This is a genomic window from uncultured Caldilinea sp. (assembly GCF_937128415.1).
In the GTDB taxonomy this organism is placed as follows: Bacteria; Chloroflexota; Anaerolineae; order Caldilineales; family Caldilineaceae; genus Caldilinea.
Map to the genome: position 1 here is coordinate 114,165 of NZ_CAKZMJ010000027.1, position 25,794 is coordinate 139,958.

General features: G+C 61.5%; 23 protein-coding genes and 1 tRNA gene. 20 read left to right on the forward strand and 4 right to left on the reverse strand.

Annotation, left to right across the window (positions count from 1 at the left end; translation table 11 throughout):
* Position 1: 1 nt before the first annotated feature.
* The 19 genes from Q0367_RS04425 to Q0367_RS04515 all read left to right on the forward strand — a co-directional run bounded on the left by Q0367_RS04425 (position 2) and on the right by Q0367_RS04515 (position 20,171).
* On the forward strand, positions 2-535 hold the full coding sequence (locus tag Q0367_RS04425; RefSeq protein WP_297632211.1) for a PH domain-containing protein: 534 nt from the start codon (positions 2-4) through the stop codon (positions 533-535).
* Positions 536-546: 11 nt separating this feature from the next.
* Positions 547-1,137, forward strand: a complete 591-nt coding sequence (gene hisB / locus Q0367_RS04430; protein ID WP_297632996.1) for an imidazoleglycerol-phosphate dehydratase HisB — start codon at positions 547-549, stop codon at positions 1,135-1,137.
* Positions 1,138-1,196: 59 nt separating this feature from the next.
* Positions 1,197-2,099 (forward strand): N-acetylmuramic acid 6-phosphate etherase, encoded by a 903-nt coding sequence (murQ, locus tag Q0367_RS04435; protein WP_298981095.1) that lies wholly within the window; start codon positions 1,197-1,199, stop codon positions 2,097-2,099.
* An 87-nt stretch (positions 2,100-2,186) separates the two neighbouring features.
* On the forward strand, positions 2,187-2,636 hold the full coding sequence (locus tag Q0367_RS04440; RefSeq protein WP_297632217.1) for a hypothetical protein: 450 nt from the start codon (positions 2,187-2,189) through the stop codon (positions 2,634-2,636).
* Positions 2,637-2,943: 307 nt separating this feature from the next.
* Positions 2,944-4,185, forward strand: a complete 1,242-nt coding sequence (locus Q0367_RS04445) for a glycosyltransferase (protein WP_297632220.1) — start codon at positions 2,944-2,946, stop codon at positions 4,183-4,185.
* A 58-nt stretch (positions 4,186-4,243) separates the two neighbouring features.
* The gene (locus tag Q0367_RS04450; RefSeq protein WP_297632223.1) at positions 4,244-4,651 is read left to right on the forward strand and encodes an SCP2 sterol-binding domain-containing protein; all 408 of its coding nucleotides are present in this window, start codon (positions 4,244-4,246) and stop codon (positions 4,649-4,651) included.
* A gap of 218 nt (positions 4,652-4,869) precedes the next feature.
* A complete protein-coding gene (dnaG, locus tag Q0367_RS04455; protein ID WP_297632226.1) occupies positions 4,870-6,873 on the forward strand; it encodes a DNA primase in 2,004 nt (667 codons plus the stop codon).
* Positions 6,874-6,894: 21 nt separating this feature from the next.
* Positions 6,895-8,220 carry an RNA polymerase sigma factor RpoD gene (gene rpoD, locus Q0367_RS04460; RefSeq protein WP_297632229.1) on the forward strand — a complete coding sequence of 442 codons (1,326 nt, stop codon included), beginning with the start codon at positions 6,895-6,897 and terminating at the stop codon, positions 8,218-8,220.
* A 681-nt stretch (positions 8,221-8,901) separates the two neighbouring features.
* Positions 8,902-9,945: a sugar-binding transcriptional regulator gene (locus tag Q0367_RS04465; RefSeq protein WP_298981096.1), complete on the forward strand. Its 1,044-nt coding sequence runs from the start codon at positions 8,902-8,904 to the stop codon at positions 9,943-9,945.
* On the forward strand, positions 9,932-10,960 hold the full coding sequence (locus tag Q0367_RS04470; RefSeq protein WP_297632235.1) for a zinc-binding dehydrogenase: 1,029 nt from the start codon (positions 9,932-9,934) through the stop codon (positions 10,958-10,960). Before Q0367_RS04465 ends, Q0367_RS04470 begins: the two co-directional genes overlap by 14 nt.
* 91 nt (positions 10,961-11,051) lie before the next feature.
* Positions 11,052-11,852, forward strand: coding sequence for a ribulose-phosphate 3-epimerase (locus Q0367_RS04475; protein WP_298981097.1), 801 nt, complete (start codon positions 11,052-11,054; stop codon positions 11,850-11,852).
* A gap of 9 nt (positions 11,853-11,861) precedes the next feature.
* On the forward strand, positions 11,862-13,007 hold the full coding sequence (locus Q0367_RS04480) for a Gfo/Idh/MocA family protein (protein ID WP_298981098.1): 1,146 nt from the start codon (positions 11,862-11,864) through the stop codon (positions 13,005-13,007).
* Positions 13,008-13,299: 292 nt separating this feature from the next.
* Positions 13,300-14,622, forward strand: a complete 1,323-nt coding sequence (locus Q0367_RS04485; protein WP_297632242.1) for an ABC transporter substrate-binding protein — start codon at positions 13,300-13,302, stop codon at positions 14,620-14,622.
* 83 nt (positions 14,623-14,705) lie between these two features.
* Positions 14,706-15,749, forward strand: coding sequence for a carbohydrate ABC transporter permease (locus Q0367_RS04490; protein WP_298981099.1), 1,044 nt, complete (start codon positions 14,706-14,708; stop codon positions 15,747-15,749).
* Between the two features lie 74 nt (positions 15,750-15,823).
* Positions 15,824-16,600: a carbohydrate ABC transporter permease gene (locus tag Q0367_RS04495; RefSeq protein ID WP_363325832.1), complete on the forward strand. Its 777-nt coding sequence runs from the start codon at positions 15,824-15,826 to the stop codon at positions 16,598-16,600.
* A gap of 10 nt (positions 16,601-16,610) precedes the next feature.
* Positions 16,611-18,110 (forward strand): GMC family oxidoreductase, encoded by a 1,500-nt coding sequence (locus Q0367_RS04500; protein WP_298981100.1) that lies wholly within the window; start codon positions 16,611-16,613, stop codon positions 18,108-18,110.
* 242 nt (positions 18,111-18,352) lie between these two features.
* Entirely contained in the window at positions 18,353-18,775 is a 423-nt protein-coding gene (locus Q0367_RS04505) for a heme-binding protein (RefSeq protein WP_298981101.1), read from the forward strand.
* Between the two features lie 56 nt (positions 18,776-18,831).
* Entirely contained in the window at positions 18,832-19,776 is a 945-nt protein-coding gene (locus Q0367_RS04510; RefSeq protein WP_298981102.1) for an ROK family protein, read from the forward strand.
* Between the two features lie 11 nt (positions 19,777-19,787).
* Complete coding sequence (locus Q0367_RS04515) at positions 19,788-20,171, forward strand: nuclear transport factor 2 family protein (protein ID WP_298981103.1); 384 nt, start codon at positions 19,788-19,790, stop codon at positions 20,169-20,171.
* Positions 20,172-20,457: 286 nt separating this feature from the next.
* On the opposite strand, the gene Q0367_RS04520 is transcribed toward Q0367_RS04515, so the two are convergent.
* From Q0367_RS04520 to Q0367_RS04535, 4 genes are all read right to left on the reverse strand, one after another.
* Positions 20,458-20,533: transfer RNA gene (locus Q0367_RS04520), tRNA-Asn, on the reverse strand.
* Positions 20,534-20,615: 82 nt separating this feature from the next.
* Positions 20,616-21,608, reverse strand: coding sequence for a hypothetical protein (locus tag Q0367_RS04525; RefSeq protein ID WP_297632263.1), 993 nt, complete (start codon positions 21,606-21,608; stop codon positions 20,616-20,618).
* Positions 21,589-22,335, reverse strand: coding sequence for a hypothetical protein (locus Q0367_RS04530; RefSeq protein WP_297632266.1), 747 nt, complete (start codon positions 22,333-22,335; stop codon positions 21,589-21,591). Before Q0367_RS04530 ends, Q0367_RS04525 begins: the two co-directional genes overlap by 20 nt.
* 20 nt (positions 22,336-22,355) lie before the next feature.
* Positions 22,356-24,347: a Wzz/FepE/Etk N-terminal domain-containing protein gene (locus tag Q0367_RS04535; RefSeq protein ID WP_297632269.1), complete on the reverse strand. Its 1,992-nt coding sequence runs from the start codon at positions 24,345-24,347 to the stop codon at positions 22,356-22,358.
* Positions 24,348-24,730: 383 nt separating this feature from the next.
* Between Q0367_RS04535 and Q0367_RS04540 the strand changes: the two genes are divergently transcribed.
* Positions 24,731-25,771, forward strand: a complete 1,041-nt coding sequence (locus Q0367_RS04540) for a zinc-binding dehydrogenase (protein WP_363325833.1) — start codon at positions 24,731-24,733, stop codon at positions 25,769-25,771.
* Positions 25,772-25,794 lie beyond the last annotated feature (23 nt).

Genomic DNA, 25,794 nt, shown 5'->3' on the forward strand with positions numbered 1-25,794 from the left:
CATGGCGCTGCCGGTTCAGTTACAAGAAGGCGAAGTCGTCGCCCGCATTATCAAACGCCATCCTTTCGCCTTAATCGGGCGTCTTGTCTTGATTGCGCTGCTGTTGATCCTTGGCATCTTGATTTGGTGGTGGCTGCGCAGTTTTGGCGGCGGCTTACAGCTCGTGGCGGATATTCTAATCGTCATCGTTGCGCTGGTTGCGCTTGGCTATGCGGCGCTGCACTGGTATCGCTATGAGAACGACCTGTGGATCGTCACCAATCAGCGTCTCATCGACTCCACCAAAATGACGCCCTTTGACCACGACGTCAAAATCGCCAGCCTCCTTAACATCCAGGACATCAACATCCAGCGTCGCGGCGTCTTTCAGACGATCTTCGAATATGGCGACGTGATTTGCCAGACGGCCTCCGCCACCGGCGCCACATTCCAATTTCTGGGAGTGGCGAAGCCTGCTGAGGTGTTGGATCTGATCGAAGATCAACGGGCGCTGGCGCAACAACGCTTCAACCGCGCTTCAACGACAAAGGAGTAATCTCTTTGACAATGCGTGACGCTTTGATTCAACGCAAAACCGGCGAGACGGAGATCGAAGTTCATCTGCTTGTGGATGGCGTCGGCAAGGCGGACATTGACACCGGCGTCGGCTTTCTCGACCACATGTTGACCCTCTTCGCCGGCCACGGCCTCTTTGACCTGAAGGTGCGCGCCCGCGGGGATCTGCACGTTGACGAGCACCACACGGCCGAAGACGTCTTCATCTGTCTGGGCAGGGCGCTGGACCAGGCGCTGGGCGAACGTCGCGGCCTGGTGCGCACGGCCCACGCCTACACGCCGATGGACGAGTCGCTGGCGTTGGTCGCCGTCGACCTGGGCGGTCGGCCTTACTGCGTATTCGAGTGCGACTTCGCCACGCCGGCGGTTGGAAGGCTGGGCACGGACCTGATCTTTCACCTGTTCGAGTCGCTCGCCATCCATGGACGCTTAAATCTCCATGCCCGCGTGCTGTACGGTCGCAACGATCATCACAAGATTGAAGCGCTCTTCAAGGCGCTGGCGCGGGCTTTAGATGCGGCCACCCAGATCGACCCGCGTCGGCAGGGCGTGCCCAGCACCAAAGGGACCTTAACCGTTTGATTGGAAGCTCACAATCAGGAGCGTCTCCAAAACCCAAATCATCGCCGGGAAGCAGCCACATGGATCTGCACAGCCTGATCACCGAACAGCGCAACCCCAATACCTTCGACATCGATGAGCGCTCGACGCTCGAAATCGTGACTTTGATCAACCGCGAAGATGCGCGCGTAGCGCTGGCGGTCGAGGCGGCGCTTGATGAGATTGCAGCGTTGGTCGACGCCGCCGTGAACGCCATCTCCAACGGAGGCCGCTTGATTTACGTTGGCGCCGGCACCAGTGGACGGCTCGGCGTGCTCGACGCCTCGGAATGCCCGCCCACCTTCGGCATCGACCCGCGGCGGATCGTCGGCGTGATTGCGGGCGGCGATCCGGCGCTGCGCTATCCGATCGAGGGCGTCGAGGATGACGCCGAGCAGGGGGTTGCAGACATGAAGGCGCTGGGCGTCTGCGCCGAAGATGTGGTGGTCGGGATCGCCGCCTCCGGCCGCACGCCCTACACGCTGGCCGCCATGCGCTACGCGCGCAGCGTCGGCGCTAAAGTGGGTTGCATCGTCAACAATCCTCACACCGACATGGAGAAAGCGGCGCACTATCCGATCGTCGTCTTATGCGGGCCGGAGGTGATCACCGGCTCGACGCGCATGAAGGCGGGCACGGCGCAGAAAATGGTGCTCAACATGATCTCCACCGCCACCATGATTCGACTCGGCAAGGTGTATGAAAACCTGATGGTGGACGTGGCGCCCTCCAATGCCAAGCTGCGCGCGCGTGCGGTGGGGATTCTCTGCGAAATCACCGGCGTCGATGCCCAACAGGCGCAGTCGGCGCTGGAGGCGCACGGCACGGTCAAGGCGGCGGCCTTCGCGCTGCTGACCGGCGCCGGCGGCGAAGAAGCGCGGGCTGCGTTGGAGGCCAGCGGCGGGCATCTGAAACGAGCGTTGCAGATGTATCGAAAGAGATAGAGCATCGACAGAGATAGAGCGGATGTCTATGCGCCAGGCGGCAAGGGAATCAGGGATAAACATTTTTCACGAAAGGATGGCATCACCATGACCGAGGAACAGAATCGTTCGCTCCTTCCCGAACAATTGAACGAAATGCTTCTCAACGTACGCAACGAAGCCATCGTCCAGGCGGCCAACCTGATCATGATGGGGCAAAAGGCGCTGCATCTCGGCATCGGCGCCATCGCGTTGACCAAAGATGAAATCTCGGAGCTGCTGACGCGCATGATCGAGCGCGGCGAGATCGCGGAGGCGGACATTCAGAAGACCGTAAACGAGCTGGTGGAGCGCATTCGCGCGCGCGGGCAGGCCACCGACGCCGAGCTACAAGAGTTCGCCCAGAAGGCGACGGTCGTGTTGCGGGAAAATCTGCGCACCATTCTGGAGCAGATCAAGTTGCCGGGTGGGGCGAACCTCGAAGACTTGGTCAAACAGATGGGAGAGGAGCAACACCGCGAGCCTCCGCAACCGCCGACCGATCAACCAAAGGCGTAATCGGTTCGGCCATTGAAGCTTTCTGGAAGCTCGAAGCTTCCAAAAAGCTGAGGGCGAACCATCCATGGAACGCAGAAAGCGGAAAGCCGGTGCGCTCGGGAGAGGCGTCTTGCACGGATGCCTCTCCCTGGATTGTCCGCTCTGGCCGATCGATGTATTTATTCTTTGAAGCGAAGCCTGCTCCCCTCTCAAAATTTGCAGCCATCTCTGAACATGTTATAAATGAACAGTAAGGAATGATGCTGGGATAGGGTTGGCGCCTGGCGACTCAATTCGTTGCGAGGTTGCACTTGAGGAGGCACCCTCCATGACCGGAGATAAAACGGCGACTATGCGCATATTGCTTGTTGGGCAATCCTACTATCGCAAGGACAATGGCCAGGCTGTTTTCACGATCCGGCTGGCCGAGGGGCTGGCGGCGGTCGGGCAAGAGGTCATGGTCCTGGCGCCGTCGGAAAAGGGCGTGGCCAGCCGTTGCATCGTCAACGGCGTCATCGTCCAGAAGGCGCCTGCGTTGCATATCGGATACAACCTGAACATCACCGCCTTCAGCGACAGCCTGGTGGAGTCGGTGCTGGATGAATTTCGACCGGATATTGTGCACATCCAGGATCACCTGTTTCTGAGCCGCACGGCGCTGCGTCTGGCGCGGCGTCGCAACCTGCCTGTGGTCGGCACCAATCATTTTCTCCCCAACAACTGGTCCAACAACCTCTACATTCCGCGCAGCGTGCAGGGCGTCGTCCACAAGGCGATGTGGCGCAACATGCTGGAGGTGTTTAACCAACTCGATGCGGCCACGACGCCGACGGAGACGGCGGTCGCCATTTTGCGCAAGCAGGACATTCGCATTCCTGTCAAAGCCATCTCATGCGGCGTGAACCAGAACGAATTTTATCCGCGCCCCGATCTGGACCCGGCCATCATGCGGCGTCGCTATGGTCTGGCGCTCGACCGCACGCTCTTTCTGTATGTGGGGCGGGTCGATCGGGAGAAAGGGCTTGACGACCTGGTGGACGCCGCCGAAATCCTGAAGCATGAGCCGATTCAGTTTGTCATTGCGGGCAAGGGGCTTTATCGGGACATCCTGCTCGAACACACGAACAGCCGCAACCTGAATCACGTGGTGGTTTTCCCTGGCTTTGTCCCTTCTGAAGATTTGCCGCTGCTCATCAACAGCTGTGACGCGTTCATCATGCCGAGCGCCCAGGAGCTGCAGAGCATCGCCACGTTGGAGGCGATGTCATGCGCAAAACCGGTGTTGGCCGCCAACGCACGCGCTTTGCCGGAGCTGGTGGAGCATGGCGTCAACGGCTATTTGTTCTCCCCGTTCAATCCCGCCAGCATTGCCGGAGCGGTGCAGCTCTTCTTGAGCAAGCGCGAGCGCTGGGCGGAGATGGGAGAGGCGAGCCTCGCCAAGTCGCGCCCCCATCACCTCAGCAACACGGTGCAACGTTACATCGAATGGTATGAAAGCGTGATCGGACGCCCCGTTTACGCGCAGATGCGCCAACCCGACCAGCAGATGAGCGTGACGACTCAGGGCTAACAAAACGCGATCCGCTTCGTTTCTCAGGCAACCTGCGTCCAGACAACGATTCCCTTCTATGCCTGTCTACCAATCCGCCGAGCAATTTTACGCTGTCATGAGAGAAGTCTTCGACGAGGTGGCGCAGCATCCTGAATATGTCGACGCCTTTATGCACAGCAACCTCGTTGTGCGAATGAACGTCGCCGATCCGGACGCCGAGATTTTGTTGGATGGCCGTCAGCCGCCGTTAGAGGCCTTCTTTGGGCCTCGTCCAGGGCGCGCCAATCTCGAAATCACGCTGAGCGCAGACCTGCTCCATGCCCTTTGGATGGGAACGGAGAGCACTCGCCAGGCGTTTTTTGATGGCCGCATTCAAACGCGCGGCAATCTACTCAAAGCCATGCCGCTGATCGAAGTGTTCCTCGCCGCAGAGCGCGTCTACCCGGCGATCGCCGATCGGCACGGCTTGCCCGGTCGTCTTTAGCAAGCTTCCAGCCGTCCATCGAGTGACAGAGGAGGGCCGCAGCGACTTGAACCATGCGTCAAAGCGTTCAGCGCCACCTCACGTCGAAGCATATCCGCCCCCTACGAACCGCTTTGACACCTGCTCATACAGCCAGTATAATCGCTGTGTTCGGCTTGAATTTTGATGCCAGGAAGACGCCCCAGTAAGACGCCGTGGCGGTGGGAGAGGGAAATGGTATGGCGAGCAACGTCACGGACAGCAACGTCGCGGATGAGGTGAAGCAGCGGGTGGACCTTGTCGAGCTGATCTCCCGCTACACGTCGCTCAAACGGGCGGGCAGCGTTTACAAAGGTCTTTGCCCGTTTCACAGCGAACGCACGCCGAGCTTTGTCGTTTTTCCCCATACAGGCACGTGGCATTGTTTTGGCGCCTGCGGCGCAGGCGGCGACGCATTCTCGTTCGTCATGCGCAAGGAAAACCTCACCTTTCGCGAGGCGTTGGAGCTGCTCGCCGCTCAGGTCGGCGTCGATCTGAAGGTGGCGGGAGGCGACGCGCGCAACGAACAGCGCACCCTCCTCTATGAGGTCAACGAGCTCGCCGCCGCCTTTTTCCAGCACGCGCTTGCACATCACCCAATGGCCGAAAAGGCGCGAAGGTATCTGAAAAGCCGCGGCGTCGACGAAACAACCGCTCAAGCTTTTCGCCTGGGCTACGCCCTACCCGCCTGGAGTGGGTTGCGCGACCATCTGCTCGAACGCGGTTTTTCCCTCGACCTGCTGTTGGAGGCCGGGTTGATCAAACGAAACGAGGAGCGCCAGAGCACCTACGACGCCTTTCGCGATCGGGTGATGTTTCCTATCTGCGATCGTCAGGGGCGGGTGATCGGTTTTGGTGGGCGGGCGTTCGAGGAAAATGCGCCCAAATATCTGAACACCTCGGAAACGCCGATTTTTCACAAGAGCCATGTCGTCTACGGCCTGGATCGCGCGCACCGCGCCATTCGTGAACAAAACCGGGTGATTATCGTCGAAGGATATATGGATGTCATCGCCGCCCATCAGCATGGCTATACGAATGTCGTGGCGTGCATGGGAACGGCGCTGACGAGCGAGCAATTGCAACAACTTCAGCGCTACACCAGCAACTTTGTCCTGGCGCTCGACGCCGACGCCGCCGGTCAACAGGCCACCGTGCGTGGACTCAACCAGGCGCGGCAGTCCCTGGCGCGCGTGCACAAACCCGTCGTCACCCCAGGCGGCAAAGTCCAGCTTCAAGAGCGACTGGGCGCCAATCTGTTCATCACCACGTTGCCGGAAGGCCGCGACCCGGACGAGGTCATCCGCCAGGATGCGCGACTGTGGGAGCAGATCGTCGCCGAGGCCAAACCGCTGGTGGACTTCTATTTCGACGTCGTCGCCCGCCAGACCGACCTCAGCACGGCCCTGGGCAAGGGACAGGCGGTCGCCGAGCTGACGCCGCTGATTGCAGAGTTGCATGACGAGATCGAGCAACAGCATTACATCCAGCGCCTCAGTCGCATGGTGCAGATCGACGAGTCGATCATCGCCAGCCGCGTGCAGGCCTCGGCGCGCACCATGCGAGCGCTGGCCGGCAATCCACGCCCCCCTGCAGCGCAGAACGCCAATCCGACGCAACCATCGCCGGCGCCATCGCCATCCGAGCGCCGCGCAGAAAAACCCGGCCCCTACGACACCGAAGATCACGTGCTGGCGAATCTGCTCGCCGACGTCGATCTGGTCCTCTGGCTGGCGCAGGTGACCGAACAATATCAGTTGGCGCCGTTGCAACCGCAGGATTGGCAGCGCGTCGAAAATCAGGAAATTTTCCGGGCGCTGAAACGATTCTTGAACAGCGATGAACCTTGGGACATCGAGCTTTTTCAAGATATGCTAGATCCGCAGCTGCACGGCCGTTTTGCAAAGCTACTGGCTTATGCGGCAATGTTGCCTGCGCGCGACCCCAACGTGGTGCGCGAAGACGTCGTCAAAGGACTTTTGCGCATGCGGATCGATCGATTGCGCGCCGAGGCGAAGCGGATCAAGTATCTACAAGACGAATTGCAGCAGAGCGGCGATCTGGAAGGAGTGCGCAGTTTTGAAAGCGTGATGAACGGCTATTTGCGCGAACTGGCTCATCTCCAGCGCCAAAGCGTGCGCATTCCTCAGGAGTTATTCCGCAAAACAGGCCAACGAGAAGGCGTCAAACTCGTAACCGTTTAGCATAAGGACAGAACACCATCGATGGCGAAGCCAATCTCTCCCTCTCCAGAACATCACGATCCAGAAGAAGAGCTCGAGGCGATTGAGCCGTTGCCTCGTCGCGGAGACAGCGGCGAAAGCGAGCTGGACGAATATATCCATCTGGGCGAAAGCGAAGCTCAGGAGGAAGATCTCTTTGAAGAGCCAGAAGGCGCCGAGCCAGAGGAGGATGACAGCGCGCCGATTCCGCGCATCGAACGCGACCTGAAGCTCGAAGAAGAGATCGAGCAGGAAAAGTATAAGCCGATCGAAGCGCTGATCGCCGACTTGCAAGAAGAGATCGGCCAGAGCCTGGACCCTGTGCGCATGTATCTGCGCGACATCGGACGTCACCCGCTGCTGACGGCGGAAGAGGAGATGGAGCTGGCGGAAAAGATTCGACTGGGCGTGGAGGCGGAGAAAAAACTTCAGGAGCTGTTCGGCGACCGCAGCGAGGATGAACTAACCGACGAGGAGCTCGACCAGAAAGACGAACTGGAAATGCTCGTGCACCAGGGACGCGTGGCCCACAGCCGCCTCGCGCAAAGCAACTTACGCCTCGTGGTCAGCGTCGCCAAGCGCTACATCGGCCGCGGCTTGAATTTTCTGGACCTGATCCAGGAAGGCAACCTTGGCCTTCTGCGCGCAGTCGATAAGTTCGACCATACGCTGGGCTTCAAGTTCAGCACCTACGCCACCTGGTGGATACGCCAGGCCATCAGCCGCGCCATCGCCGACCAGGCGCGCACGATTCGCATTCCCGTGCACATGGTGGAGACCATCAATCGACAGGTGCGCGTGCAGCGCCGTCTACAACAGGAGCTTGGCCGCGAGCCAACCTACGAAGAAATCGCCATCGAGATGGATTTCCTCTCTCCCGAGGACGTCAAGCGCTACAAGGAGGCGGTCGCTAAGGGCAAACGCCTTGACCCGGACCTGCAGCGCCAGGTGGAGCGCGCCGCCGCCAAAGTGCGTCGCATCCAGCGGCTCAGCCAGGAGCCGCTCAGCCTGGAGACGCCCGTCGGCTCCGAGGAAAACAGCTACCTGGGCGACTTCATCGAGGACGACAGCCTGCCCGGCCCCGCCGACTCGGCCAGCCGGCGCTTGCTGAAAGAACAGATGGAAGAGATCCTCGACAATCTGAGCGAACGCGAGCGCAAGGTGCTGATCATGCGCTTTGGCCTGGAAGACGGCGTCACGCGCACGCTCGAGGATGTCGGCAAGGAGTTCAACGTCACCCGCGAGCGCGTGCGCCAGATCGAGGCCAAGGCGCTGCGCAAGTTGCGTCATCCCCTGCGCAGCCGCAAACTGCGCGATTACCTCGCATAGGCCACTGAAAGATCACAGATTTGTAGAATGAAGGCATCGGCGCAGCGGTGCTGCGGCCGATGCGCTTCATCGCTTTGCGTCAAAATTCGCTGGTGATTCTGACGCCCTCCAGGCGCGGTTCGCAACTGCGCTTCGTTGCTTTTCCCACGGCTCCAGGGTTCACCAAGGGCCTGCGGCTGCGAGCCGCAGCGACGATGAATCCAAAGCACCTGCGGACGCTCCCTCCTCCCCCTCTCCCGGCTTGGGAGAGGGGGGCCAGGAGGTAAGGGCTTTCTCTCCCTCTCCCAGCATTGGGAGAGGGGGCCAGGGGGTGAGGGCTTTCTCCCCCTCTCCCAGCTTGGGAGAGGGGGCCAGGGGGTGAGGGCTTTCTCTCCCTCTCCCAGCATTGGGAGAGGGGGCCAGGGGGTGAGGGCTTTCCCCACGGCTTTTGGGCCTGCCAAGGGCCTGCGGCTGCGAGCCGCAGCTACGATGAATCCAAAGCACCTGCGGACGCTCCCTCCTCCCCCTCTCCCAGCATTGGGAGAGGGGGCAGGGGGTGAGGGCTTTCTCCCCCTCTCCCAGCATTGGGAGAGGGGGCAGGGGGTGAGGGCTTTCCCTATCGATCGCCTGAGTTCAACGCAACTCCTTGACAAACGCCTATCCATGTGTTATGCTCTGTGCAATCGCACTCGAAATGAACATTTGCACATTTATTGTGAGACGCCTGTGCTCGATTACACCGAACATGACCTGCTGGCGCAGGTCGCCTCGATGTACTACCTGGAAGAAATGACGCAGGACGCCATCGCTGCGCAGCTCGGCGTCTCGCGCATCAAGGTGTATCGCCTGCTCAAACAGGCGCGCGAAGAGCAGGTGATTCAGTTCACCATCAACTGGCCGGTGCAGCGCGCACCGGAGGTCGAGGCGCAGTTGTGCAACGTTTTTCACCTGCGCGAGGCGCTTGTGCTTCGCCCCAGCAGCCCGGATCGCTCGCACGCGCTGGCGCGCGTCGGGCAGTTGGGCGCCCGCTACCTGGAGCAGATTCTGCACGACGGCATGGTGATGACCGTCTGCTTGGGACGCTCGACCTATGAAGTGATCCACGCTGTGCGGCCGGGCTTTCAGGGACACGTCGACGTCGTTCAGGCCGTGGGCAGCCTGGCGTTGGCCACGCCGGAGCTGGACAGCGCCTCGCTGGCGCGCGAGCTGGCGGCCAAGCTGGGCGGCAAAGCGCACTATCTCGCTGCGCCGATGGTGGTGGATGGCGTCGAAGCGGCGGAGATGCTGCGCGGCCAGCGCGACATTCAGCGCGTGCTGGCGATGGCGCGTCGCGCCGACGTGGCGTTGCTCGGCGTCGGCAACCTCGACCCTGCAACCTCGGAATTCACCAAGGGCGGCTATCTTTCGGCGAACGAGCTGGCGCAAATCCGCGCCGCTGGCGGGGTCGGCGATATGTCGGGTCAGATTTTCACCGTCGACGGGCTGCCGTACACAGGCGGTTTCAATGAGCGGGTGATCGGCCTGCGGCTCGACGACCTGCGCGCAATTCCCACCGTCATGGCGATCGCGATCGGCGAGGCGAAGACCAAAGCGATCCTGGGCGCGCTGCGCACCGGCGTCATCGACGTCTTTTGCACCGACCTGGACACGGCCAAAGCCGTCCTTGAGAGCGCAGCCCAGACGAGAGAGGCTCTCTCTGTTCCAAACCCATCATCGCACCTAAGGACCAACGATGGCGCAATTTGAAACCGTTCCGATCTTTCGCGGCGACGGCGTGATCGAGTACGTCGAACGCCGAACGCCGCAGCTTGCCGCCGACGATGACGTGATCGTGCGCATTGAAGCCTGCGGCATCTGCGGCACCGACCTCAACATTCTGGCTACGCCGCCGGCGCACAAGGCGACGCCTGGCATCGTCATCGGCCATGAAGGCGTCGGCGTGGTCGAGGCGATCGGCCCGGCGGTGAGGCACGTGCAACCCGGCGATCGCGTCGTCATCGCCAACCGCCTGACCTGCGGCAAATGCGACTACTGTCGACGCGGCCTGGACAACCAGTGCACCAACTATCAGACCATCGGCACCACCCTCGACGGCGCTTTTGCGCCCACGCTGCGTGCGCCGGCGCGCGCGCTCTGGAAGATCGATCCGTCCGTCCCGCGCGATGACGCAGCCTTTTTCGAGCCGCTCTCCTGCGTCGTCGGCTCGGTGAAGCGCGCGCCGTTTCAGCCCGGCGACAACGTGGCGATCATCGGCGCCGGCCCGATGGGCTTGCTCTTCGCGCTGCTTTATCGCACCATGGGCGCCGGCAAGGTGATCCTGCTCGACGTAGCGCCCTACCGCCTGGACTTTGCGCAGGAGATCGGCATGGACGCCGCCCTCAACGTTGCACAGGTCGATGCACCGGCCGAAGTCAAACGATTGACCGGCCTGGGCGCAGACATCGTCGTGGACGCCGTGGGCAACCAGATCGACCAGGCGATTCGGCTGGCGCGTCGCGGGGGGCAGATCATCCTCTTCGGCCTACGCCCACACGACAACCCGACGGTGAACCAGTACACCATCACGCGCTACGACCTGACGGTGCACGGTGCGTTCGTCGGCCTGCATCCCTTCGCCCAGACCATTCAACTGCTGGAGAGCCGACGCATTCAGCCGTCGATCCTGGTGACGCATCGCCTGCCGCTGACGGAGCTGATGCGCGGAGTCGAGCTGATGCGCACGCAGCAGGCGATGAAGGTGTTGATTGAGATGGGGAGCTAGAAGAAGGGGATGGCCCTTGTCGATCCGGTCTATAGTTTTCGACCTTAAAATCTAAACAAACCTAAAACCAGTTTAAGGAGCGTAAAATCTCATGGCAGACACAATCGGAAAAGTCACACAACGCTGCAAAATTGCCGCCGGCCTGTTTTGGGCCGACTACGCCGTGCTCGGCGCGCAGGTGAAGGACCTGGAGGAGGCGGGCGTCGACTGGCTGCACATCGAAGTGCGCGACGGCAAATACATGGACTTCGGCATGCCGCGCGGGGGCTTCGACATCATCGAGGCGGTGCGCGCCAGCACCAGCCTGGAGATCGAGGCGCAGCTTCAGATGTACCGCCCCACCTTCGACGTCTTCGATCAACTCAAGGACCTGGGCGTCAACCTGATCAGCCTCCCCATCGAGACCACGGAAGAGATGATCTTTCAGCAGATCACCTACATCAAGGAAAAGCTGGAGCTGAAGGTCGGCGTCTGGGCGTGGCAGGGCGTGCCCACCATGGCCTTCGAGCAGTTTATCCATCCCTACGTGGACATCATCGAATATGAAAGCCGGGCGCCTTTCTGGGTCAAGCCCAAGCCGGGCCAAAGCCCCCATACGATGGACCCCATCATGGTGCGCACGATCCGCAAGCTTCACGACATGATCGCCGAGGCGGGCATGGAAGGGCAGATTGAGCTGATGGAGGACGGCGGCCTCAACGCAGGCAACGTGGCCGAATTCATCGCCGCCGGCATGACCGTGGGCGAGTTCTCGTCCCCGCTGCTCAAGGGGCCAAACGGCAAACTCCGCCCCGGCACCGGCGAAATCGCTGCGGCTGTGCAGAAGCTGCGCGCCGTGATGGACGCAGCCAGCGAGCAGTATCGGACGAACGACGGGAGACTGAAAAAATAGGGTGCACCCATGACCTTTCCCACCATCGGCATGATCGGCTACGGCGGCATCGGTCGCGTGCACGGCATGGCGTACCGTTCGCTGACATTTCACTATGGCCTGCCGGCGGACGCCATTCGCATCGTCGGCGTGGCGACGACGCGGGCGGAGACGGCGCAGGCCGCCGCAGCCGAGTTAGGCTGCGACTTCTGGACGGCGGACTATCGCGAGCTGCTGGCGCGGCCCGAGATTGAGGCGGTGGACATTTGCGTGCCGAACCATATGCACGCCGAAATCGTCGAAGCCGCCGCCGCCGCCGGCAAGCACATTTATTGTGAGAAGCCCCTGGCGATGAACGTCGCCGAGGGGAAGCGCATGGCGGCGGCGGTCGAGCGCGCCGGCGTCAAGACGCAGATGACCTTCAATTTTCGCTTTTACCCCGCCGTGTTGCGCGCCAGACAACTGATGGAAGAGGGCTTTTTAGGGCGCATCTTCTCCTTTCGCGGGCGCTACTACCGATCGAGCTACATCGATCCCAACAAGCCCATCTCCTGGCGCCAGCAGAAGGCGATCGCCGGCGGCGGCGCGCTCTTCGACATCGGTTCGCACATTCTCGACTTGCTCTATTCCCTGGTCGGGGAATTCGCCTCCGTGCAAGCGACGCTCGACACGTTGATCCCGGAGCGCCCCGCAGCGCCTGGCTCAACGGAGCGCGTGGCGGTCGACGTGGACGACATCGCTCTGCTCACGCTGCGCACCAAAGAGGGCGTGTTGGGGACGGTGGAGGCTTCGCGCATGGGCACGGGCCTGACCAACGACATCGGCTTTGAGATTTTCGGCGAGAAGGGTGCGCTGCGCTTCAACGGCCTCGACCCGGCGTGGCTGGAAGTCTACGACGTGCGCGATAGCGACAAGCCCACCGGCGGCCTGCGCGGCTTCCGCAAAGTGGAGGCCGTCAATCGCTACGCGGGCCAGAAAGCGCCGGATTGGTCCATGACGCCCGATTTCGTGCGCACGCACGCCGAATGTCAATGGCAATTCTTGAAGGCAATCGCCGAAGGCCGCCCCACCCAGCCGACGCTCGCCGACGGCCTGCACATCCAGGCGGTGATGGAGGCTGCCGAGCGCTCTTCGCAAGAGGGGCGGTGGGTGGAGATCGGCGAGGTGCTTGCATAGACGCCGGCCCTGGGTCGGCGGTGCGCAACGTTGAGACGCATGTAGTTTTACAGCAACGGGGGGCAACGTACAGTCTCTGGATTCTCACCCGTTGTGAAAAAGGGGCGGCGCCATCCATCCTTGGCAGGGGTCGAATGCGCCGCCTCCTTCCTACGTCATCGGCATCGATTCGGGTTCAGAAACGGTCGAGCTCCGAAAGGAGGTGAGCCTGATGTAAATCACACCCAAAGCTTCCCAGAACATCAACCGTTCCATCGATGCTTCAGACCTTTTCAGTATAAGGAGAAAGAACATGTTCGGCAAAAGAACCCTGTCCACAGGGACGCTTATTCTCTTGCTTGCGCTGGTCATGACCGCATGTGTGGCGCCCCAGGCGGCGCCTGCCGGCGAACAGGCGGCTCCATCCGGGGAGCAGGCGCAGGCCGGCGGCGGCAAGCTGGAAGTTTTCTCCTGGTGGACTTCCGGCGGCGAGGCGGCGGCTCTGCAGGCGCTCTTCGACGTGTACAGTGCACGGTATCCAAACGTAGAGATCATCAATGCAACGGTGGCGGGCGGCGGCGGCTCGGCGGCGCGGCCCGTGCTACAAACGCGGCTGGCGGGCGGCGATGTGCCCGACACCTGGCAGGTGCATCCGGGCTATGAGCTGCTCGGCCAGTATGTGGAGCCCGGCTACGTCGAGCCGGTGACCAGCCTGTATCAAGAGGAAGGGTGGGAGGCCGTCGTGCCCGAGGCGTTGCGCGCCATGATGACCAAAGACGGCGAACTCTACCAGGTGACGGTGGGCGTCCACCGGGGCAACGGTTTTTGGTACAACAAGAAGTTGCTCGCAGAGAACGGCATTGAGATCGGCGCAACGCTGAGCGTGGATGAGTTCTTTGCGATCGCCGAGCAGCTCAAGGCGGCGGGAGTGACGCCGCTCTGCGTCGGCGACTCCGGCATCTGGGCTTCGGCGCAGCTCTTCGAGAACACCTTGCTGGGCGTCATCGGGCCGGAGCGCTACAACGGCCTGTGGGATGGCTCGGTGCGCTTCGATGAGCCGGACGTGAAACAGGCCATGGAAGTGTACGGCCGTATGCTCGATTACCAAAACGACGACCACGCCGCGCTCTCCTGGGATCAGGCGGTCAAGAAGCTGATGGATGGAGGCTGCGCCTTCAACTCGATGGGCGACTGGGCCTACGGCGAGTTCGTCAACGCCGGCAAGGTTGACAACGAAGACTTCGGCTGGGTCAGCCACCCCGGCACCGATGGGTCTTTCATGATCGTGGCGGATGGTTTCGTGCTCGGCAACGGCGCGCCGAATCGAGAGAACACCATCAACTGGCTGCGCGTGATTGGCGGCAAAGAGGCGCAAGAAGCGTTCAATCCGCTCAAAGGTTCGATCTGTGCGCGCACCGACTGTGACCGCGCCAAATTTGGCCCCTATCACAACTGGTCGATGGACTCCTTTGCGAAGGATGCACTCGTGCCGACGGTCGTGCACGGCTCTGCGGCGCCGGCCGACTTCCAACAGGCGCTCAATGACGCCGTGACCGTCTTCGTCGTCGACAAAAATGTCGACGCTTTCGCCAACGCGCTGGTCGCCGCTGCACAGAGTTCGGGATTCGGGCGGTAGGAAGTTCTGAATTTTCCGGTCTCCAGTCTTCCGAATCAACGACTGGAGACCGGAAAACAGGGATCGTTCAGAAAGGCGTCTCCATGACCACTGCCTCCACCGATTCCACTCCCGCCGTGCGCACGACGCCGGTCGAGACGCGGCGTTGGCGCCTGTCGGAAACGATGCAGACTGTGCTGTTGTTGCTGCCCTCGATCGTGGCGCTGGCGGTCTTCGTCTATGTCTTCATCAGCTTCACGTTCTGGGTTTCCCTCTCCAACTGGCGCACCCTGAAGGTGGACCTCTCGCTGCGCGAGCCGCTCTTCGCCACCTACGGAGAGCTGTTTGCCATGGCGCGCTGGCAGGCGGACCTGCGCAATACGTTCGTCTTCACCGTGTTCTTTATTGCTTTCGCCGTGACGCTGGGTTTGACGCTGGCCGTGATGTTGGATCGTCACCTGGCCGGTCATCACATTTTTCGCAACATCTTTCTCTTCCCCTACGCCCTCTCCTTCGTGGTGACCGGCGTGGTGTGGCGGTGGATTTTTAACCCGGAGACCGGTTTGAATCTTCTGTTTGAGCTGTTGGGAGTGAACTATCTTCTCGCACAGATAGGTGCGGGGCCATTGAGGCCGGGCTGGATCACCGATCCAACCGTAGTGGCGCAGGTGAACGGCATTCTCGCCACCGTGCTTCCCGGCGCCGAGAGCTGGCAGGTGCGATGGGGCATTCCCCTGGCGATGATTCCTGTGGCGATCGCAGCGACATGGCAGCTTTCGGGTTTTGTGATGGCGCTATACCTCGGCGGCATGGCGACGATCTCTGAAGAGGTGCGCGAGGCGGCCCGCATCGACGGCGCCAGCGAGTTTCAGATTTACCATCGGGTGATCATCCCGATGCTGCGCCCGGTGACCATCAGCGTCGTCGTCATCCTGCTGCATGTATCGCTCAAAATCTTTGACCTGGTCTACACCATGGCCGGCGTCGGCCCTGGCTTCGCCACCGACGTGCCCGCCATTTTCGTGTTTGAGCAGATGTTCAAGGCCACGCGCTACAACCTCGGCTCCGCTGCGGCCATCATCATGCTTGTGCTGGTGGCCCTTGTGATTGTTCCATATCTAGCCAGCACGTTGAAGGAGGAGTCATGACGACCGCTGCTTTGGCTCGAAAGCGGCGCAGGCCGCGCTGGGGTGCATACGCCGTCTGGTTCGTCCTCTTTTGCATGGCGATCGTTTTTCTGATGCCGGTGTACGTTATGATCGCCAACGGCTTGAAAGATGCGCAGAGCGTCAGCTTGCAGCGCATGTGGCTGCCGCCCGCTCAGCTTTCCGGCGCCAATGGCTTTGTCGGCGCGTGGGAGCGTCTCAGCCCGAACTTGATGAACAGCCTCAGCATGGTGATTCCGGCCACCGTCCTTTCGTCGCTGATCGGCGCCATCAACGGCTATCTCTTTGCAAAGTGGCGCTTCCGAGGCTCGGACATCATCTTCACGTTGATGCTCTTTGGCTTTTTCATTCCCTATCAGAGCATCCTGTTGCCGTTGGTGCGCACGCTTCAAGTCATCGGCCTGTACGGCACGATTCCGGGGCTGGTGCTGGTGCACGTCATCTACGGCATCCCGATCACAACGCTGATCTTTCGCAACTATTTCGCCAACGTGCCGACCGAGCTGCTGGACGCCGCCCGCGTCGATGGCGCCGGCGTGATCACGACCTTCATTCGCGTCATGCTGCCGTTGTCGATCCCGGCCTTTGTCGTCGTCGGCATTTTCCAGTTCACCAATATCTGGAACGACTTCCTCTTCGGCGTCACCGTCGTCCCCAACCCGGCCAGGCAGCCGGTGACGATTGCGCTGAACAACCTGTCGGGCACCTTTTCTGTGGAATGGAATGTCGTGATGGCGGGCGCAGTCGTGGCGGCGCTGCCGACGGCTATCATTTACATTTTGCTGGGCCGCTTCTTCATCCGCGGCATCCTGGCCGGATCGGTGAAAGGATAAAGCAGGCGCTATGACGGAGCACTTCGATCTCATGATCATCGGCACGGGCGCGGGCGGCGGAACGCTGGCCTATGCGTTGCGCAACAGCGGACTCCGCATCCTGCTCATCGAGCGGGGCGACTTTTTGCCGCAGGAGCCGCAGAATTGGCAGCCCGCGGAGGTCTTCGACCGCCGGCGCTATAAGCCGGATGAAACCTGGTACGGCGCGGACGGCAAACCCTTTCATCCCGGCGTGCATTACTTCGTCGGCGGCAACACCAAGGTCTACGGCGCTGCGTTGCCCCGCTTTCGCAAGGAGGACTTCGGAGCCATCGAGCACGAGGGCGGAACCTCGCCGGCCTGGCCGATCCCCTACGAAGATCTGGAGCCGTACTACGCCCGCGCCGAAGCAATTTATCTGGTGCATGGCGCGCCCGGCGAAGACCCAACCGAGCCGCCGCGTTCCGGGCCATTCCCCTATCCACCTGTACCTCACGAGCCGTACATCGACGAGCTGTGCGAGCGGCTGCGCCGTCAGGGGCTTCATCCGTTTCATCTGCCGATGGCCATCGATCTGCGCGCCGGCGGGCGGTGCATCCGCTGCAAAACCTGCGACGGCTTTCCCTGTCAGGTGTTGGCGAAGGGAGAAAGCGACGTCTGCTGCGTGCGACCGGCTCTGGACAGCCCGAACATCACCCTATGGACGCGCACGCTGGCAAGACGGCTGCTGACGGATGCAACGGGTCGCCGCGTTGTAGCGGTTGAAGTGGATCGCAACGGACAAAAGGAGACCGTGCACGCCGATCGATTTGTCGTCTCTTGCGGCGCGGTCAACTCAGCGCTGCTGTTGCTGCGCTCCGCCAACGACAAACACCCCAACGGCCTGGCGAACTCGTCCGGCCTGGTGGGGCGCAACTATATGGTGCACAACAACACGGCCCTGATGGCGGTCGATCCCCTGCGGCGCAACCCGACGATCTTTCAGAAGACGATGGCCGTCAACGACTTCTACTTCAGAGGGCCGAACTTTCCCTATCCGATGGGCAACATTCAGTTGCTGGGAAAGCTTCAGGCCGGCATGTTGACCGCTGCGCAACCGCTCGTGCCCAAGCCCATTTTGCAAGGGATGGCCGACCGCAGCGTCGACTGGTGGGTGATGTCCGAAGACCTGCCCGACCCCGACAACCGCGTCGAGCTGCGCAGCGATGGGCGGGTGGTGATCCACTGGAAGCCCAACAACTTGACGGCGCATCGCAAACTCGTCGAGGCGGCAAAGGAGATGATGCGCGCGGCCGGCTATCGCTTCATCTTTATCAAACCGATGGGCATCGAGACGAACTCTCATCAGTGCGGCACGCTTCGCTTTGGGACAGACCCGGCCACTTCGGTGCTCGATCCCTACTGTCGCGCCCACGACGTCGAAAATTTGTGGGTGGTCGATTCGTCGTTTTTCCCTTCATCTGCGGCGATGAATCCGGCGCTGACCATTGCGGCGCAGGCGTTGCGCGTGGCGGAGAAGATTTCGAAATAAATTAGGGTCTTGGTGCGTTCACGGAGGTGCAGCGACGAGCTGCGCTTAACGAGAATACACCGATTTCACCGTAGCTGCGGGCCCTCACCCCCTGGCCCCCTCTCCCAATGCTGGGAGAGGGGGAAAGAGCGCCATAGCCGCGGCTCGCAACGGCAGGTCTTTTGGATTCACCGTAGCTGCGGCTCGCAGCCGCAGGTTCTGGCACACCGTTTCATGGTTTTTTAAGGGATAGGAGTGAAGCTATGCACGAACAGCTTACATTGTCGCATCAGGACGCGCTGCGCATCCTCGAGGCGATTCGCAGCGAGCTGGAGAAGCAGGGCAAAGGCGCGGCGGTTGCGGTCGCCGACGCGCATGGCGAGTTGATCGCCTTTCTGCGCACCGATGGCTGCAAGCTGCCGTCAATTCAGATCGCCATCAACAAAGCCTTCACCGCCGCACGCGAGCAGCAGCCGACCCGCGCCATCGGCGACTCCGCGCGCAGCCACGGCTGGCCGATGACCAACTTCGGCGACCTGCGCTATACAGCATGGGGCGGCGGCGTCCCCCTCCGTTATCGGGGGCAAGTCGTCGGCGGCGTGGGGGTCAGCGGCCTGCCGGAAGAAGAAGACATGGCGCTGGCGGCGATGGGCGCTCGACTCCTTGAAGCGCACCCAGACGATTGAAGCAAACGGTGTTACAATCCATCGGCAACCCAAAAACAACGAATCAGGATGCAGAAATGTTCGTAGCAGGCGTCGATTTGGGCGGCACCAAGACGGAAATTGGACTGGTGACGCCGGATCATCGAATTATTGCGCGAAGACGCTTCCCAACCGAAGACCGTCTAGGGCCACATTCCGTGGTGGAACGGATTGCGGCGAGCATCGAGGAGATGCAACAGCAGCTTCCCAGGGGAGAGCGTGTGGCTGCAGTGGGCGTCTGTACGCCGGGGCCGGTCGATCATGCCGCCGGCGTCTTGCTCGATCCCCCGAACATTCCCGGCCTGCACCAAGCGCCGCTGGCCGCGCTGCTGAGCGAACGCTTGAATGCGCCCGTGCGCCTCGACCATGACGCCAAGGCGGCCGGCCTGGGCGAGTTTCACTACGGCGCCGGGCGCGGCGAGCGCAGCATGGTGTACATTATCGTCGGCACGGGCGTCGGCGCAGCCATCATCGCCGATGGGCAGGTCTATCGCGGGCTGCACAACTCCGCAGGCGAGTTCGGCCACACGACGCTGGATCGCGCCGGCGCCCTCTGTTCCTGTGGCTCGCGCGGCTGCGTTGAAACCTTCATGAGTGGCCCCTGGCTGGCGCGTCGCTATGCAGCCGCGCAACGGGGAGAAACGCCCACATTGGAGACCTCGACTGCGCTGGACGGCCAGCAGGTGGCGGCGCTGGCGCAGCAGGGCGACGCGCTGGCGTTGCGCGTTCTCACCGAGGCGGGCGAGGCGCTTGGCGTCGCCATCGCCACCCTGGCCATGATCCTGGACATCGAATGTTATGTGATCGGCGGCTCGGTGGCGCACTGCGGCGACCTGCTGCTGGAGCCGGCGCGACGCGCGGTCCCGCGCTATAGCTTCCGCTCGGTGGGTGAACGCGTGCGCATCGTGCAAAATCAACTGGACACGGACGCCGCCCTCCTGGGGTGCGCCTGGCTGGCGCGCGAAGCCTTGCAAGCGACGTAGGAGGAAAATCGATGAGCCCTGTACGCATGTCGAAGGTGGAAGAGGCGGTGCGGGCCGTGCTGGCGTTCAACGAGGCCTTCAATCGCCATGACGTGGGCGGCATGATGGAGCTAATGAGCGAGGATTGCGTCTTCGAAAACACCTCCCCGCCTCCCGATGGCGCCGTCTATGCAGGCAAAGCAGCGGTGACGCACTTCTGGCAAACGTTCTTCCAACAGTCGCCGCATGCCCATATCGAGATCGAAGAAATCTTCGGGGCCGGCACGCGTTGCGTCATGCGCTGGCGTTACGACTGGGTGGACGATGCAGGACAGGCGGGGCATGTGCGCGGGGTCGATCTCTATCAAGTGAGAGGAGGCCTGATCTGCGAAAAACTCTCTTATGTCAAAGGATGAAGGAGGATCGTCCAGGATGAAGGACGATGCACCGGGAACTTGAAACGAACCTCCGCAAAGGCGAGAGCGGCTCTGGAATCGCGTTCTTGGAAACCTGAAAAATAATTAACACAAAGGCACAAAGACACGAAGAAGCGAAGACAGAAAGGCGCAGAGAACAGCAAAAAATGAATCGTCGGTCTGGCGGGATTCTCATCGGTTAGGTGCTGAGTTAGCTAAGCCTGACGTCTCCGGCCATCACCAAACAAAAAACCCTTGCGGGTTGAACGCAAGGGTTTCTTTCTTCTGGCTCCCCGGGTTGGACTCGAACCAACAACCGTCCGGTTAACAGCCGGATGCTCTGCCGATTGAGCTACCGAGGATCGCTGCCAACACTTAAAGTATAGGAAAGAAGGGGTGGCGTGTCAAATTGTAGGGGGCAAAAAATGAAAACAAACCCTCCTCCTACGCCGTGCGCGGGATGCGCTCAGGCTGGTCAGCATGGGCGATGATGGTGGCGACCAACTCCACGGTGCGGTCGACGTTGGCCGGCCCTCCCTCCGCCGGCGGTCGATGGTCGAGATAGCCGCCGCGACCGGTGTGGCCCATTCCCTCCATGCGGATGATCGTGGCGCGGCCTTGACGCAGCGCCCGGTTCCATTCCGAGGCCGCCATCCAGGACCAGCGCCCAGGCATCAGAAATCGCCAGATCTGCGCCTGATCGCGCGTGCCCCACAGATGGAAGACGTGGCTTGCCGCCAAAATGCCGGGATCGCTGCTGAAGATGCCGCCCAGCGAAATGACGTAGATGGGCGCTTTGGTCCACTCGCGCAGATAGGTGACCGCGCCGATCGCGATTTGTCCGGCGCCGCTGTAGCCGATCAGAAAGATCGGCACCGAACTTTTGGGGTCAAAGTGATAGCGCATCACAGTGTCGAGCATGACCTCCGCCATGGCCTGGTTGTAGATCGGCGCGTAGCGCTTGTCGGCGGCGATGGCGACCTGCAACAGATTGCGGATGTTGATCAGATAGCCTGCCAGCGCCGGCCCGTCCAACTTGCGATCGAGCGCCCATTTCCACAAGCCGGCGAAGATCGGCTGTCCGGTGAGCGCAAGGTTGTTGACGGAGTAGGGAAAAATGTTGTCGATCACGACTGCGCCAGGGAGACGATTGCGCAGCCGGTTGAGAAATTCCTGCTCGCGGTAACTCAGCGTTTGCCCGGAGACGCGACCGATGCCGGACAGGAACAGGACATACGCCGTAGCGGGCTGGCGTCGAGGCTCGCTCGATGACGAAGTCGCCTCCGCCTCGGAGACGGAGACGTCGTGATAGATGGCGTTGCCAAACCATCCCGCCCACCAGCCGAGCGTCTCGAAAGGCGTCAAGGACGCCCAAAACAGGAAGATGATCAGCGCCGTCAACGGCAGCAGCAGCAGATCACTCCAATCGGTGAACATGGTTCGTCTGACCGTCCATCCCGCGACGTTTCTTTCGCACCGGCGGAAGACGCACGCTGCGGCGTCGCGCCTCCAATTGCTCATACCAGTTGCGCAGGGTGTGGCGGCGAAGGCGCGCCACATCCTCCAGCCGCGCCGTCAAGGGCACGCCCGCCGCGCGGTGCTGCAGCCAGCTGAGCAGCCGCAAAATCGGCCATCCTACAGTGCGGCGCAGCGCCTGCATGACAACCCAGCCCAGGGCGGAGACTAACAACGCCTGCCATGGCTCCAGACCCAACCCATAGTGGAGCGCCACGACGATGGCCAACATGCTCCAGAGCGAGAGCACACCCCAGATCAGGTTGCCCAGATAAGGCGTCAGCTCAAAAAAGGCGAAGATTTGGGGGGCGTAGGCCAATCCTACAACTACGGCGACCTCGCGGAAATCCTGCTCTTTTTGCGTAAGCAAGATGCCCACAGACCAGATCGTCAAAGACCACAGAAGATAGCCGAAGACGTTGCTGACCGTGGTGATGGACAGCGCCAGGACAAAGCGGCGCGGCCGCACCCGGTTCAAGAGCAGCACCACGCTTTGACCAAGCGATTCAGATAGCCCGGCCAACAAAACAATCAAAGCAGCGTAGTAGACTCCCTGCGTCTTATCGCGAAGCAAACCGTAGATAGATGGATCAAGGCGCAAGGAGAGCCGCAGGGTTTCCAGGAAGCCGGGCAGAGCTACATCGCTCATCGGTCAGGAAGGCGGAACGTTTACACCGCCTGAGAAGTCCGTACAAACAGAGGCGGCCTCCCCAGGTGCTCCAACAGAAAGGCCAGGAAGATCGCCAGCATGAAGCCGACCACGGCGGCCAGGGCGATGCTGATCGGAGCGCTGGCGATTTGAACCGGCTCATCCGGCGCAATCGCCGGCGTGCCCATGCGCACCTCGGTGTTGGCGGCGGCGCGCTCCAGGCGTAGCTCCGCCTGTTTGGTGCTCAAGGCTTTCAACGCGTCCCAGGCCAGATCGCGCTGCTGCGTAAACCGGCGATAGGCCGCCTGCTCCGCCTCCACCTGCGCCTGCAGCTTCTGGAGCCGACTCTCCAGCAGCGCAATGCTTTCCTGCATGGGTGCGTCGGCCTGAACGGTGAGCGCCGCCGTCTCTGCGCCGGCGAGCTTCAGCAGCTCCTCCGCCTGGGCGCGCCCCTCGCTCGCCAGCCTGGCGTCGCGGCTCGCCGTTTCGCCGAGCTCTGAAAACGGCCCGCGCTCGAACAAGGTCGGATAGCGGGCGCGAATGGCGTTCACCAGCTCGCTCTCCTCAGGCATCTGCACTTCCAGTCCGTTGAAACGTTCGCCGCTTGCCAGCGCCTGGGTGAGCGCGTCGATGTCCGCCTCCAGTTGCGCAAGCTGTTGCTCCAGCGCTGCAATCGTCCCGTTCAAATCGGCGGTGAGGGCAGCCAACGTGATTTCAGAGGGCGACGTCAACGCAAACTGCAGGGTCGGTTGCCGCGAGGTCGTCTCCGGCGCTGCGCCAGGTTGGAGCGTCTGGACGCCTTGCACGACCAGGGCGCCGACGGAGGTAGTCAACGGGACGCGCTCAACGAACGGCGTCGTCGATTTCACGGCCAGATCGGGGTTGTTCAGTTGCAGGGACGGGATGTCGCTGATTGTGGAAGAGGCGAGCTGCGTCTTGAGCAACTGCAGCGCAGCCGCCGTGCTGGTCACAGCCCCTTCTCCACCTGCCTGCAATCCTGCCTGCAACAGCCGCGCCGTCGAGAGCGCAGCCGTCATTTGCAGCCACTGATCATGGTAAAGCCGCAGCAACCGAGCGTCCCGTTGGCGCTGCGTGTCGAACGCATCGACCAGGGCGCTGTTATAGGCGAGCATGTAGGCGTCCAGGAGCTGACGTCTCCCCTCCTGTTCGCGCTGAAAGCCCAAAAGCTGGGCTTCCGTCTGCGCGTCCAGATAAGCGGTGATAATGCGGCGATAGGAGCTGAGAATTTCATCGGCGTAGCTGGAAAGGGCGGTGGCGTTGACGTTTTGCAAGGTTGCGATCGCCTGCTGCGTCTCCTCCATTTCGCGACGCAACGCATTGAGCGGAGACTCGGCTAGGAATTGCTCTAAAGCGCGCTGCGCCTGCGCATAGTTCTCCTGGGCCTGGTTTAGCTCCTTCTGCACAGAGGCGATGATCTCATCCGGCACCTGTCCATAGATGCGATTGACCTCCTGCACGTAATGCTGCGCCCAGGCGTTGGCGATCGCTGCGGCCACAAGCGGGGACTCGGCGCGGGCGGAGATCAGAATCAGATCGCTTTGGCCGGTCCGGTTATTGGGCGTGGAGAGTTCGGCGTTGATCTGGCGCAGCAGATAGGCCGGATCACGCTGGCGCTCGTTCAATTGGTCGCGCAGATCGGCGACCACGCGCTCGGCGATCGAGCCGCTGTAGACCAGCCCCAGCAACGCGCTGCGGCGAGAGTTGACGTCGCCGGCGCCCGGCGCCCCAGACGAAGTGGTGAAACGCTCGTCGAAATTGACCTCCGTCTGGGTGCGCACAATCGCGACGCTGGCGCGCGCCTCATACACGGGAGCCTGCAACAGGCGGTAAGCAAGCACGCCTAACACGCTCGCCGCAATCACCAGAAGCGTGAAGAAAACGATCTCGCGCCAGCGCTTGATCAGAACATCGATGTATTTGCGCAGGTCGATCTCATCATTGGCTTCCCATGCGTCGATCGGTTTCGCGCCCTGAACCGGATTTGCAGACATAAAACGCTTGATCCCTTTCACAAACGGTTTTCACTGTCAGCGCAGATAGGGTCGCATCCATGGTTGCATGCTGACGTCGGCAACGGTCGCTCCGCAATCGTGCTAACTTATACAGTATACAATTTCTGTCGAGATTCAGAAAATCGTCAGGCCGATTTCGTGGAAGCGGTCTTTATCGAAAGTCGGTCAGGAAGAAACCCGATTCCATCGCCAAGGCGGACGGGTTCTATGGAAGAAGACGACATGATTGTACAATAACTGCCGTTGAGATACGACTTGCGCATTGTAAAACAAAGACGGCTTTAGCTCGCCAAGAAGGACGTCCATTCAAAGACCATTCACAGAAAAGACCATTCACAAGAAAGGAAGCGACCTGTATGAAAATGCGCGGCGTTTTACTTCCCGGCGGTCGAAAGGTGGAGATCCAAGAGTTCGACGTGCCGGAGCCTGGTTACGGTCAAGTGTTGGTCAAGATGAAAGCCTCGTCCATCTGCGGCAGCGACATTCGCGCCATCTATCGGGAGCATCTAGGTCACGGACCGGAGGCGTATCAGAACGTGATCGCCGGCCACGAACCCTGCGGGCAGATCGTCAAAGTCGGGCCGGGATGCAAACGGTTCAAAGAAGGCGACCGCGTCATTCTCTACCACATCAGCGGCTGCGGCGTGTGCAACGACTGCCGCAAGGGCTACATGATCTCCTGCACCTCGCCCCATCGCGCCGCCTACGGCTGGCAGCGCAACGGCGGCCACGCCGACTATTTGCTGGCGGAGGAGAACACCTGCATCGCCCTTCCCGATGCGCTGAGCTATGTGGATGGCGCGCTGGTGGCCTGCGGCTTTGGCACAGTCTATGAAGCGCTGAACCGCGTCGCCGTCTCCGGCGAGGATCGCGTGCTCATCACCGGCATGGGGCCGGTGGGTATGGCCGCCGGACTGGTCGCCAAGAAGATGGGCGCCACTCAGGTGATCGGCGCCGACGTCGCGCCTTCGCGCCTGGACTTCAGCCTGAAGGTCGGCGCCATCGACCATGCCGTGCGCGCCGACGCAACGGATGCGCTGGCGCAGATCAAGGCGTTGACCGACGGGCTGGGCTGCGAAGTCTCGATCGATTGCTCCGGCTCGCCTCAGGGCAGGCTGCTTGCATTGCAAGGCACGCGGCGCTGGGGACGCTGCGCTATGGTCGGCGAAGGCAACCGCGTTGATTTCGACGTCAGCCAGACCATCATCCACAACCAGATCACGATCTACGGCTCCTGGGTCACCAGCCTGGGACATATGGAGGACCTGGTCGAAAAGCTGGTGGAGTGGAAGCTGAAGCCGGAGGTGATCGTCTCACATCGCTTCACCCTCGACCAGGCGGAGGAGGCGTATCGCGTCGCCGACGCCGGCCTCAGCGGCAAAGTGTGCATCGTCATGGAATGACGATGCGTCGAGGAGGCGCCTCC